At 60.7% G+C, this 11272-nt stretch carries 9 protein-coding genes; 7 read left to right on the forward strand and 2 right to left on the reverse strand.

Features of this window, described 5'->3' with window-relative positions:
* Positions 1 to 148: 148 nt before the first annotated feature.
* The 5 genes from Q0M35_RS13725 (at position 149) to Q0M35_RS13745 (ending at position 5340) form a co-directional block, all read left to right on the forward strand.
* Positions 149 to 478, forward strand: coding sequence for a sarcosine oxidase subunit delta (locus Q0M35_RS13725; protein WP_295316250.1), 330 nt, complete (start codon positions 149 to 151; stop codon positions 476 to 478).
* The gene (locus tag Q0M35_RS13730; protein WP_295316252.1) at positions 475 to 3489 is read left to right on the forward strand and encodes a sarcosine oxidase subunit alpha family protein; all 3015 of its coding nucleotides are present in this window, start codon (positions 475 to 477) and stop codon (positions 3487 to 3489) included. The genes Q0M35_RS13725 and Q0M35_RS13730 overlap by 4 nt, the downstream gene beginning before the upstream one ends.
* A complete protein-coding gene (locus tag Q0M35_RS13735) occupies positions 3482 to 4051 on the forward strand; it encodes a sarcosine oxidase subunit gamma family protein (protein WP_295316254.1) in 570 nt (189 codons plus the stop codon). Before Q0M35_RS13730 ends, Q0M35_RS13735 begins: the two co-directional genes overlap by 8 nt.
* A 107-nt stretch (positions 4052 to 4158) precedes the next feature.
* Positions 4159 to 4578, forward strand: a complete 420-nt coding sequence (locus tag Q0M35_RS13740; protein ID WP_295316256.1) for a hypothetical protein — start codon at positions 4159 to 4161, stop codon at positions 4576 to 4578.
* A 162-nt stretch (positions 4579 to 4740) separates the two neighbouring features.
* Positions 4741 to 5340, forward strand: coding sequence for a superoxide dismutase (locus tag Q0M35_RS13745; RefSeq protein ID WP_295316258.1), 600 nt, complete (start codon positions 4741 to 4743; stop codon positions 5338 to 5340).
* Between the two features lie 426 nt (positions 5341 to 5766).
* Here Q0M35_RS13745 and Q0M35_RS13750 read toward each other — a convergent pair whose 3' ends face one another.
* The gene (locus Q0M35_RS13750; protein ID WP_295316260.1) at positions 5767 to 6813 is read right to left on the reverse strand and encodes an alcohol dehydrogenase family protein; all 1047 of its coding nucleotides are present in this window, start codon (positions 6811 to 6813) and stop codon (positions 5767 to 5769) included.
* A gap of 140 nt (positions 6814 to 6953) precedes the next feature.
* Positions 6954 to 7505, reverse strand: coding sequence for a TIGR00730 family Rossman fold protein (locus tag Q0M35_RS13755; protein ID WP_295316262.1), 552 nt, complete (start codon positions 7503 to 7505; stop codon positions 6954 to 6956).
* Between the two features lie 144 nt (positions 7506 to 7649).
* Here Q0M35_RS13755 and Q0M35_RS13760 point away from each other — a divergent pair, with 144 nt between their 5' ends.
* Both Q0M35_RS13760 and Q0M35_RS13765 read left to right on the forward strand, forming a co-directional pair.
* On the forward strand, positions 7650 to 9347 hold the full coding sequence (locus tag Q0M35_RS13760; protein ID WP_295316264.1) for a LysM peptidoglycan-binding domain-containing protein: 1698 nt from the start codon (positions 7650 to 7652) through the stop codon (positions 9345 to 9347).
* 89 nt (positions 9348 to 9436) lie between these two features.
* Positions 9437 to 11272: an ABC transporter ATP-binding protein/permease gene (locus Q0M35_RS13765; RefSeq protein WP_295316266.1), complete on the forward strand. Its 1836-nt coding sequence runs from the start codon at positions 9437 to 9439 to the stop codon at positions 11270 to 11272.

Here is an 11272-nt window from a genome sequence, read left to right on the forward strand (position 1 = left end):
AGCCGGTGAAGCGGCCGGTGCCGCAGCCGCTGTCGAAGGTGCAGCCGGGGGCAGGTGAGCCCGCCGGATGTTTCACAGGTTTTTCTGGTGTCCTTCGGGGAGTGGGCTTTCTTGTGTCTGCGCAGGCCTTATCTGAACGGAGTGTTCCATGCTGATCCTGACCTGTCCTGTCTGCGGTGTGACAGCCGAAGAGACCGAATTCCATGCCGGTGGCGAGGCGCATCTGAAACGTTTTGGCCCGGGGAGCTCCGAGGAGAACTTTGAGGAATATCTCTTTATGCGTGAAAACCCGAAGGGCGTGCATTTTGAACGCTGGCGGCATGTTTATGGGTGCGGCAAGTGGTTTCATGCCGCGCGTTCCACAACCACGCTTGAGGTCTTCGGTGTCTACCCTGCGCAGACGGTCGAACCTCCTGCCGGACTGAAATCCGCCATTTCCGAAAAACAGCCGGGCTGGTCCTGGAGGGGCTTCTCATGAGTGAACGTCTGGCAACGGGAGGCCGGCTGGTCAACCGCGACACATCCATCTCCTTCAGCTTCAACGGCAGAACGCTGAAAGGCTGCGAGGGCGATACGCTGGCCTCCGCGTTGCTCGCGAACGATCAGATGCTGATCGGCCGCTCGTTCAAGTATCACCGCCCGCGCGGAGTCGTGGCGTCGGGTGCGGAAGAGCCCAACGGTCTGGTAAACATGGGCGAGGGCGCGCGGTTCGAGCCCAACCAGCGGGTGACTACAACCGAGCTTTTCGAGGGGCTTACGGCGCGCAGCCAGAACCACTGGCCGAGCCTCGAGTTCGACGTCGGTGCAATCAACACCAAACTCGCGCGGTTTCTGCCGGCCGGGTTCTACTATAAGATGTTTATCCACCCCCGCCCGCTTTGGAAGCATGTCTATGAGCCCTTTATCCGTCAGTCTGCCGGTCTGGGTCAGGCGCCCAAAGAGGGCGATGCGGACACTTACGAGCATTTCTATGCATTCTGCGATGTGCTGGTGATCGGTGGCGGTGTCGCCGGGTTGCAGGCGGCACATGCAGCGGCAAAAAGCGGTGCCCGTGTTATCCTCATGGAACAGACCGCCGTCTGGGGCGGACGGGCTGTGGTCGATGGCGGCACGGTGGACGGCGCGCCTGTGGACAACTTCGTGGAACAAATCGTTTCCGAACTGGAAACAATGCCGGGTGTGACGATGCGCACGCGGATGACCGGAGCCGGTGTTTATGACCATGGTTATGCGCTGGGATACGAGCAACTGCGTGATAACGCGCCGGAAAAAGAGGGGCCGCGGCACAGGCTGTGGCGGATCAGAGCGACCCGGATCATTACCGCGACGGGGGCCATTGAACGGCCCTTGTCCTTCGCCGGAAACGATGTGCCTGGCGTTATGCTGGCCTCGGCAGTGCGGGATTATGTTGTCAACTACGGCGTCTCGCCGGGGGACCGCACGGTGGTTGTGACCAACAACGATGACGCATACCAGACTGCGATCGCCCTTAATTATGCGGGTCTGACGGTCAAGGCGATCCTGGATGCGCGGGTGCTGGCCGAGGACAGCCCGGTGATGGAACAGGTCAAAGCGCTGGGTATTCGTGTGCTGATGGGGCACGGCATCGCGGCCGTACAGGGCGGCAAGCGGGTGAGCGGTGTCACCGTCTGCAGCCAGTCCGGCGAGGGCGATGTGGTCGAGGAGATTTATTGCGATACAGTGGCAATGTCCGGGGGCTGGTCGCCGGTCGTGCACCTGTGGTCGCACTGCGGTGGAAAGCTGACGTGGGATGCAGGTCAGGCCATGTTCCGCCCGGATGTGGATAAAGCACCAACGGGTGTGGACGGCGCGCCTTTTGTGACCCCTGCCGGAGCCGCTAACGGTATGATGTCGCTGAGCGAAATTTTGTCTGATGCTCATTCCGCGGGCCAGTCCGCCGCGCGTGGTGCGGGTTTTAAACCGGGCAGCGAAAAGGCCCCGGTGGGCGAGAGCGGGACAGAGGCTCCGATGATGCCGGTCTGGCTCATGCCACAGCGCGCGCCCTATAAGCTGCGCTCCAAAGCCTGGCTGGATTATCAGAATGACGTGAAGGTCAGTGACGTGCAGCTGGCAGCTCAGGAAGGCTTTGAAAGCGTCGAACATGCCAAACGGTATACCACCCTCGGCATGGCTACGGATCAGGGAAAACTGAGTAACATCAACGGTCTCGCCACGCTTGCCGGAGCGATGGGTGCGGAGATCCCACAAGTGGGTACCACGACTTTCCGTCCTCCCTATACGCCGATTTCGCTGGCCTCTGTCGCGGGGGAGGCGCGCGGCGATGTGTTTCAGCCGCTGCGGCGTACACCCATGCACGACTGGCATGACAGCAACGGCGCGCACTGGGAGCCGGTTGGCCAGTGGCGGCGGCCCTATGCCTATGTGCGCAGCGGCGAAACGGTGGCGGATGCCGTCAACCGCGAGGTGCTGAACACGCGGCAGAACCTGGGGCTGCTCGATGCTTCGACGCTGGGCAAGATCATCGTGAAAGGCCCCGACGCGGCGAAGTTCCTCGACATGATGTACACCAACATGATGAGCACGCTGAAGCCGGGCAAGTGCCGCTATGGTCTGATGTGCTCTGAGAACGGTTTTCTGATCGACGACGGCGTGGTCGCGCGCATCAATGAGGACACGTTCCTGTGCCACACCACCACAGGCGGGGCGGAGCATATCCACCAGCACATGGAAGAATGGCTGCAGACCGAGTGGTGGGACTGGCAGGTTTATGTGGCCAACATCACCGAGCAATATGCTCAGATCGCTGTCGTCGGACCGAATGCGCGTGCGGCTTTGGAAAAGCTCGGCGGCCTGGATGTCTCGGCCGAAGGGCTGGGGTTCATGGAGTGGGCGGATGGATTGCTTGGTGGCTTTGAGTGCCGCGTTTACCGGATTTCATTTTCAGGCGAGCTGAGCTATGAGATTGCCATTGACGCAAGCCGGGGTCAGGCCTTCTGGGACGCGCTGATGGTGGTGGGCCATGATCTGGGCGTAATGCCTTATGGCACTGAAACCCTGCACGTGCTGCGCGCCGAGAAGGGGTTCATCATGATCGGGGACGAAACCGACGGCACGGTGATCCCGCAGGATCTCGGTCTGAACTGGGCGATCTCGAAAAAGAAAGACGATTTCCTCGGCAAGCGCGCGCAGGAGCGCAGCCACATGACGGACCCGGACCGCTGGAAGCTGGTGGGGCTGGAGACGATATCGGGGGCGGTGCTGCCTGATGGCGCCTATGCTGTGGGCACGGGCACCAATGCCAATGGCCAGCGCAATGTGATCGGACGCGTGACGTCAAGCTATCACTCGGCCACGCTGGACCGGGGGATTGCCATGGGGCTGGTGCTGAACGGGCCGGACCGCATCGGCGAGGTGATTGAGTTTCCGGGCACGGCAGGCGCGACCTACCGGGCGAAAATCGTTGATCCGGTTTTTTACGATAAAGAAGGGGAGAAACAGAATGTCTGAGCCTCTGTCCGCCCTGAACGGGGCATCATCCTCAACCGGCATTGTAACGGTGCGCGAACTGCCCCTGCAGGGAATGATCACACTGCGCGGTGATATGGGGGCCCCGGCGCTGAAAAAAGCTGTGAAGGACGCGGTCGGGCTGAAGATGCCGGCTCTCGGTGAGGCCCTCTCGGACAAGGGGAAAACCGCCTGCCGCATGTCCCCGGATGAGGTCCTCTTGCTCTGCGGCTACGGTGAGGTCGCGGCCAGTCTTCAGGCAGCGCAGGATGCGCTCGGAAACACGCACAGCCTGGTTGTGAATGTGTCTGATGCGCGCGCGGCCTTTGAGGTCAGCGGGCCTTTTGCGCGCGAAGTGATGGCCAAGCTCTGCCCTGTGGATCTCGCGCCCGGTCGCTTTGAGCCAGGCATGTTCCGGCGCACGCGCATGGGTCAGGTTGCCGCGGCCTTCAGGATGCCGGCGGCTGATACATTTCACATCATCTGTTTTCGCAGCCAGGCCAGATACGTCTTTGATGTGCTCCGGGTTGCAGCGCAGCCGGGGTCGGAGGTTAACGCGTTCTGAGCCGCGACTTGACCCCCGGCAGGGTGCAATGCAACCATGAAGCGTCTGCGCGACTCGACTGAGCCGCGCACCCCGTCGCTGCCGGCGGGATCTGGTTGGGGAAATTTATGCTGCGTTTACTGAGTGCTTTGGTCATCTGTGTCTGGGCGTTGCCCGCTGTGGCGGCGACGCCGCAAGGCATTCTCTACGATTGTAACATCACCGACAAGAAAGACCGGTTGTACTGGATCGCTGATAAAATCGCGATTGTCGCGCTGAACAGCGGCGAGGTGATGGTCTCAGATCAGGTTATTCTGCGCTTCAACGACACGCCGCTTGAAGCACAGATCAGCCGGAACAACGATCGCAGGATGACAATCCGCTGGACGCTGAAGAATATCAAGAACAGCGACAATCAGCACACTGCCGCGTTTGAGTACACCGCTACCCTGTCGAAGAAGACCAACCGGATTTCCGTCCACGCCAGCCCCGACGGGTATCCCGACCGGTTTTCCGGCAAAGGCAGCTGCACGCCGCGTACTGAGTAATCACGCATATAACCGCCTTTTCAGCGCGCCATCCGCATCAGAGGCCTGTGCGGTCCCGGAAATGCGCGATATCGGAACTTTTATCTTTGTTAAACCTTGAAACAGGTGAAGGGTGTGCTTCATGTGACAGTACACCCATGAATTTTGAAAGGGGGCCCCGAAATGGCTTTTGAACTACCTGATCTTCCCTATGCACATGATGCTCTGGCATCCAAAGGCATGTCCGCAGAGACACTGGAATACCACCACGATCTGCACCACAACGCCTATGTGACAAACGGCAACAAGGCGATTGAGGGCACCGAATGGGCGGATAAATCGCTCGAAGAGATCATCAAGGGCACCTATGATCCCTCCGCCGTGGCGCAGAACGGCATCTTCAATAACATCAGCCAGCTGTGGAACCATAATCAGTTCTGGGAGATGATGGGCCCGGATGGTGGCGGCATGCCCGGCGAGCTGGAAAAGGCGATCACCGACAGCTTTGGCTCAGTCGATGAGTTCAAATCAAAGTTTTCAGCTGCAGGTGCGGGCCAGTTCGGCTCAGGCTGGGCATGGCTGGTGAAAGACACTGACGGCAGCCTGAAAGTGACAAAAACGGAAAACGGCGTAAATCCGGTCTGTTTTGGTCAGACGGCTCTGCTGGGCTGTGATGTGTGGGAGCACTCCTATTACATCGATTTCCGCAATAAGCGCCCGGCTTATCTGGAAAACTTCCTCAACAATCTGGTGAATTGGGAAAACGTGGCCTCGCGTCTCTGAAGCCCATCGCCCGTTACTGACTGACGCAAAAAGACCCGGCGCATTTCGCGACCGGGTCTTTTTTATGTTGCGCGCCGGCGTGTGCGATTATGTTTGCAGGTCCCTGATGGTCCCTCGCCGGGTTCATCACTGCTAAGGCGCGCGGTTCGTCAGCGGTAAGTGTTCAGCCGTGACTGCATATCGTGACAGGATCCGACGGCCCCCGCGATAGCTTTGCAGATCCGGCGCATTCTTGTGTAATGACTGTGCATGGTTTCTTCCTCCGTTTGATCTGTTTTACCCCGAATTCAGCGCCACCGATGTGAACAGGGTCACAGAAACCAAAAAAAGATATAATTTTTTTCAAATTGTCTGGGACCGGAGGAAACCGGCTCGCAGTTAGCAATGGATACACGTCGCATCAGTTTGCATTTTCAGGTGCGGGTGTCAGTCGACGTTCAGGACAATCTTGCCGGTGAAGCTCTTTGCGGCGAAGCTTTCCTGCGCCTTGCCGATATCGCGCAACGACCAGGTTTCCGCGACCAGCGGGCGGATTTCTTCTCTTTCGATGCGGTTAATCAGATTGGCGAACACCCCCTGATCCAGCGCGGTGCATCCGAAAAAGCTCAGATCTTTGAGGTATAGCGTGCGCACATCAAGCTCCACCAGCGGCCCGCCGACCGCCCCTGCAACGGCATAACGTCCACCCGGCCGCAACAAATCGAGCAGCACAGGCCAGTCGGGGCCGGCCACAAGATCAAGAACAACATCCACGCTGTTCTGCCCGATACGCTCTGCAAGGCTGCCTGAGCGGTCCGGCGTTTCATCCGCACCAAGTGCGCGCAGGGCGTCCGCCTTTGCCGGGCTGGTCGCAGCAATCACGCGTGCGCCGCGGGCTTTTGCAAGTTGTACCGCAGCCGAGCCGACGCCGCCCGACGATCCGGTGACGAGTACGGTGTCGCCGGCACAAACGCCGGCACGGGTCAGCATGTTTTCTGCCGTGGAATACGAGCAGGGGAAGGAGGCGAGTTCTGCATCGCTCAGGGCACTCTGCACCGGCCACGCGTGGCGCGCGGCGACCCGGCAGTATTGCGCAAAGCCGCCGTCACATTCTGATCCAAGAAACCAGGGCTGTTGCAGGAGTGCGCCGTTCGCTTCTCTCAGGCAGGGCTCGACGATCACGCGCTGTCCGGCACGCGCCGGGTCGACGCCCGGGCCCGTGGCCGCGATTGTGCCGCAGACGTCGATCCCCTGAATGCGCGGAAAGGCCAGCGGAGTTCCGCCCCATGTTGCGTCTTCTGCGTCATTATTTCCGCGCGAATACCAGCCGACGCGGGTATTTATGTCGGTGTTGTTGACACCCGCGGCCGCGACACGAATGAGCACATCGCCCGGGCCAGGTTGCGGGACAGGCAGATCGTCGCGCCAGTGGAGCATCTCCGGGCCGCCGTGTCCGGTCAGAATAACGCCGCTCATTTCATCGGGCAGTGACATGAGAGAACTCCGGTTTCAGAGCAAGTGATATTTCGCGTGACCTTCGTCTGAACTGAGTGACGCGTCAACGCCCGGGGCAGAATGGTCTGAGCCGGAGCCCGTTGCGGAGGGCCGGTTATGCCGGGGCCGCCGGTCCGGGCTCAGGCCAGCGCTTTGCGCAATGCCACGCGGCATTCTTCGGCATCTTTGACAGTCTGATAGAACCCGTGCAGGCTGTCCGCAGCAAATCCCTTGTCCGTCACGTGGCGCAGCAAAGCTGTGAGAGGATCCCAGTAGCCATTTGTATTCACAAGAAAAACAGGCTTTTCGTGCAGTCCGAGCTGCCGCCATGTCAGGACCTCAAAAAGTTCATCCAGCGAGCCGGCCCCGCCGGGCAGAACAACCACGGCGTCGCAGTTCATGAACATCACTTTCTTGCGCTCGTGCATGGTTTCGGTGACCACATAAGTGGTCAGATCGGTTTTGCCGACCTCCCATGCCAACAGATGCTGTGGGATCACACCGAAAGTCTGTGCCCCTGCCGACTGAGCGGTGCGGGCGACCGCGCCCATCAGCCCCACGTCGCCTGCGCCATAGACGAGCCGCCAGTTTTCATCTGCGAGCACTCTGCCAACCGCTTCGGCGGCTGCCATATAGGCGGGGTCACTGCCGGGTCGTGAGCCGCAATAGACGCAGACAGATCTGGGGGGCATATCGGATCCTTTCATGTCTCATGTCACGGATCATGTCCCGAAAGTGACATGATGGGTTTTGACCCGTGTTAAAGCAGTTGCTATGTAGGCTCAATGTCTGCGCTCTGCTCGCGTAAGGCGATACACAAAAAAGAGAAAACGGTTATGAGCGACAGGGGGGAAGCCGGTGGACGAGGTGGCTCAGGGCTGCTGACGGCCGGTATCGTGATTGCGCTTGTGATCGCCGCGGGTACCTATCTTGGCATGCGGCAAAGTGACGGGCCGACTCAGGAGGAACTCTCTGCGCTTGTGGCTCCCGGCACCGGGGACACGGAAGAGGCACCCGCGCCAGGCACGCCGTCAATGCCTGTGCCGGTCGCTCCGGTCGGGGCGCCGGAGGAAACGGTCCCGGACGAAAGCAAAAGTGCGGGCGGGTCTCCTGCCGGCAGCGACGAACCCGGTTTGTCCGTCAACCGGGATGCTTCAACAGAGGTTGTGAACGGGAACGCCGGAAACGAGCCTTCGGTTGTGCCGTCCATCGATGAGGTGCGGGTGGACGGTGACGGCTTACTGATCGTTGCCGGCCGCGCGGCCCCGGGAAGCCAGGTGCGCATTCTGCTGGATGGTGCAGAGGCTGCCGTTGCGCAAGCCGATGCCCGCGGCGCATTCGCTGCTGTTGCTGTGATCGGTGCGTCTGATGCGGCGCGCGTCCTGACGCTCGAATCCATAGACGGAGAGGCTGTGACAGCCTCGGCAGGTGAGGTTATTCTCGCTCCTGTCGCGGCGCCGGTCGTGGTGGCTGAGGCCGCACCCGCACCCGCGTCCGGAGCTTTACCCGGCCAGGAGGCTTCAGGGTCTTCCGGAAGCAGTTCCGTACCGCTGGCGCAGAGCGGCGCGGCGGCTGCGCCCGAGGCCGGTGCGGCTGAGGCCTCCGACGGCGATGCGCGAGACCCGACAAGCGACGCGAATACAGCCGCCGACGCCGCTGCGGGTCAGATCATCCCACCTGACGCTGCAGACAATTCCGCCGAAGCGCCCTCGCAAGTGGCCGGTGGGAACGGTGCGGCGGAAACCCCCCCGACGTCTGAAGCTTCAGCGACCAATACCGAAGCCACGGATCCGGCGGTTGTGAGTGCCGCACCCGCAACTTCTTCCGGGAGCACTGCTGCGGCAGAAAATACCGGGACTGTTGCCCCCCCTCGCGACAGCGCGGGCGCAGATCCGCAAACGACGCCTGAACCTGCACCCTCAGCCACTGCACAGGCCCCGCAGACCCCGCAGACGCCGCAGACGCCGCAGACCGGCACCCCCGCGTTGCCGGAGATTGCTGTTCTGAGATCGGATGCCGAAGGCGTGTCGCTTTTGCAGAATGCGCCCACGCCGCCGGACAGCATTCAGCTCGATACCATCGGGTATTCCAACGACGGTGTCGTGCAGCTTTCCGGTCGGGCGGGGAGTGACGCAAGCGAGGTCCGTATATATCTCGATAACCGCGCGATCCTGTCGCTGCCGATGGATGCCGGGGGCGGCTGGCGAGGTGAGGTGCCGGATGTGGATGCGGGCATCTACACGCTGCGGGTGGATGCCGTTAGTGCGCAGGGTGAGGTCACCAGCCGCATCGAGACCCCGTTCAAACGCGAAGAACCGGCGGTGCTGGCGGAAGCACAGGCTGCAAACCGGCAACAGGACGGACCGGTACGCGCGATTACCGTACAGGCCGGTGACACGCTCTGGGCGATTGCACGCGACCGGTATGGCGAGGGCCTGCTCTATGTTCAGGTTTTTGAGGCCAACCGGACAGCGATCCGGGATCCGGACCTGATCTATCCCGGGCAGGTCTTTGATCTGCCGGCCGATAATTAACCTCCAGGGCAGGTTATGCGTCCCGCCGACTGGCCAAGCGGGGGTGAAAGGATTAGGTAACAGACCTTACCGATCTGCCAGGATTTTTCATGCCCGCCGACACCACAGCTCAGGACGATACCACCGCAGCAGATGAGCGCACCGCGGAACAGGAACGCCGCTCAGGTCTGCGCACGATCCGCAAGGTCATGCCCTACCTCTGGCCACAGGACCCGCAGTGGGTGCGCCGCAGGGTTGTTCTGGCCATGGCGATGCTCATCCTGTCGAAGCTGATTTCTGTCGCGACCCCGTTTTTCTACAAAGGTGCCGTGGATGCTCTCGCCGAAGAGGGCGTGCCAATGCTGGCTCTCGGGGCCATCGGGCTGACGGTGGCCTACGGTGTTGCACGGCTGATGACTGTCGGATTTCAACAGTTGCGCGACGCGGTTTTTGCCCGTGTGGGACAGCGTGCGCTGCGGATGCTGGCGCTGGAAACATTCAACCATATTCACGCGCTCAGCATGCGCTATCACATCACGCGCAAGACCGGCGGTTTGAGCCGCATTATCGAGCGCGGCGTCAAGGGCGTGGAATTCCTGCTGCGGTTCCTGCTGTTTTCCATCGGTCCGCTGATACTGGAACTGGCGCTGGTGGGGATCATCCTCGCGGTGGTTTTCGATCTTTGGTATCTGCTGATCGTTGCTGTAACCATTGGACTTTACGTCTGGTTCACCTTCGCTGTGACCGAATGGCGGGTGAAACTGCGCCGCGAGATGAACGACCAGGACACCGACGCCAACCAGAAAGCCATCGACAGCCTGCTGAACTTTGAAACGGTAAAGTACTTCGCCGCCGAAGAGCGTGAAGCGCGCCGTTATGACAGCGCTATGGCGAAATACGAAGTGGCCGCGATCAAGACCAATTACAGCCTTGCTTTTCTCAACTTCGGGCAGTCTTTCCTGATCACCTGCGGACTTATCGGAGTGATGGTTCTGGCGGCTGTGGGTGTGCAGCGCGGCGACCTGACGGTGGGCGATTTTGTCATGGTCAACGCCTATATGGTGCAGATTACCGTGCCGCTGAATTTCCTGGGGACGGTCTATCGGGAAATCCGCCAGGCGCTCGTTGATATGGGCGAGATGTTCAACCTGCTCGAACAGCCCGCTGAAGTTACCGATGCGCCGGATGCGCGTCCCCTTGAGGTAACCGGCGGGCGGATTGAGCTTGATAACGTGCGTTTTGGGTACAACGACGACCGTCAGATCCTCAAGGGTGTGTCCATTGTCGCCGAACCGGGCCAGACGGTCGCCATCGTAGGCTCCACCGGCTCAGGTAAATCGACCATCGGGCGGCTTTTGTTCCGGTTCTACGATGTTGGTGGCGGCGCTCTGCGCATTGACGGTCAGGATGTGCGCCAGGTGACCCAGGAAAGTCTGCACAAGGCGATCGGAGTGGTGCCGCAGGATACGGTGCTGTTTAACGATACGATCCGTTACAACATCGCCTACGGCCGCGACGGGGCCACGCAGGAAGGCATTGAGGAGGCTGCGAAGGCCGCTCAGATTCACGATTTCATCCTGTCGCTGCCCGACGGGTATGAGACCACCGTGGGCGAGCGCGGGCTAAAGCTGTCCGGTGGGGAGAAACAGCGGGTAGGTATTGCACGCACGCTGCTCAAAGACCCGCCGATCCTGCTTCTTGATGAGGCCACATCGGCGCTGGACAGTGAGACAGAAGCCGAGATCCAGGACGCGCTGATGCAGGCCGGGCGCGGACGCACCGTGCTGACCATTGCGCATCGTCTGAGTACCATTGCGGAAGCCGACCGTATTGTAGTGCTGGAGCAGGGCGAGGTCATTGAGCAGGGCACCCACGACGATCTGCTGGTCCAGGAGGGACGTTATGCGCAGCTCTGGCGGCGTCAGCAAAGCGAAGAGGCGGTTTAG

It is taken from the genome of Roseobacter sp., assembly GCF_024639605.1.
In the GTDB taxonomy this organism is placed as follows: Bacteria; Pseudomonadota; Alphaproteobacteria; order Rhodobacterales; family Rhodobacteraceae; genus Roseobacter.

What these genes read in the sequence shown, in the direction of transcription:
- Q0M35_RS13755 (WP_295316262.1), bottom strand. Translation starts at nt 7,505, where the DNA reads ATGCCCCCCAGATCTGTCTGCGTCTATTGCGGCTCACGACCCGGCAGT.
- Q0M35_RS13730 (WP_295316252.1), top strand. Translation starts at nt 475, where the DNA reads ATGAGTGAACGTCTGGCAACGGGAGGCCGGCTGGTCAACCGCGACACA.
- Q0M35_RS13740 (WP_295316256.1), top strand. Translation starts at nt 4,159, where the DNA reads ATGCTGCGTTTACTGAGTGCTTTGGTCATCTGTGTCTGGGCGTTGCCC.
- Q0M35_RS13745 (WP_295316258.1), top strand. Translation starts at nt 4,741, where the DNA reads ATGGCTTTTGAACTACCTGATCTTCCCTATGCACATGATGCTCTGGCA.
- Q0M35_RS13725 (WP_295316250.1), top strand. Translation starts at nt 149, where the DNA reads ATGCTGATCCTGACCTGTCCTGTCTGCGGTGTGACAGCCGAAGAGACC.
- Q0M35_RS13765 (WP_295316266.1), top strand. Translation starts at nt 9,437, where the DNA reads ATGCCCGCCGACACCACAGCTCAGGACGATACCACCGCAGCAGATGAG.
- Q0M35_RS13735 (WP_295316254.1), top strand. Translation starts at nt 3,482, where the DNA reads ATGTCTGAGCCTCTGTCCGCCCTGAACGGGGCATCATCCTCAACCGGC.
- Q0M35_RS13760 (WP_295316264.1), top strand. Translation starts at nt 7,650, where the DNA reads ATGAGCGACAGGGGGGAAGCCGGTGGACGAGGTGGCTCAGGGCTGCTG.
- Q0M35_RS13750 (WP_295316260.1), bottom strand. Translation starts at nt 6,813, where the DNA reads ATGTCACTGCCCGATGAAATGAGCGGCGTTATTCTGACCGGACACGGC.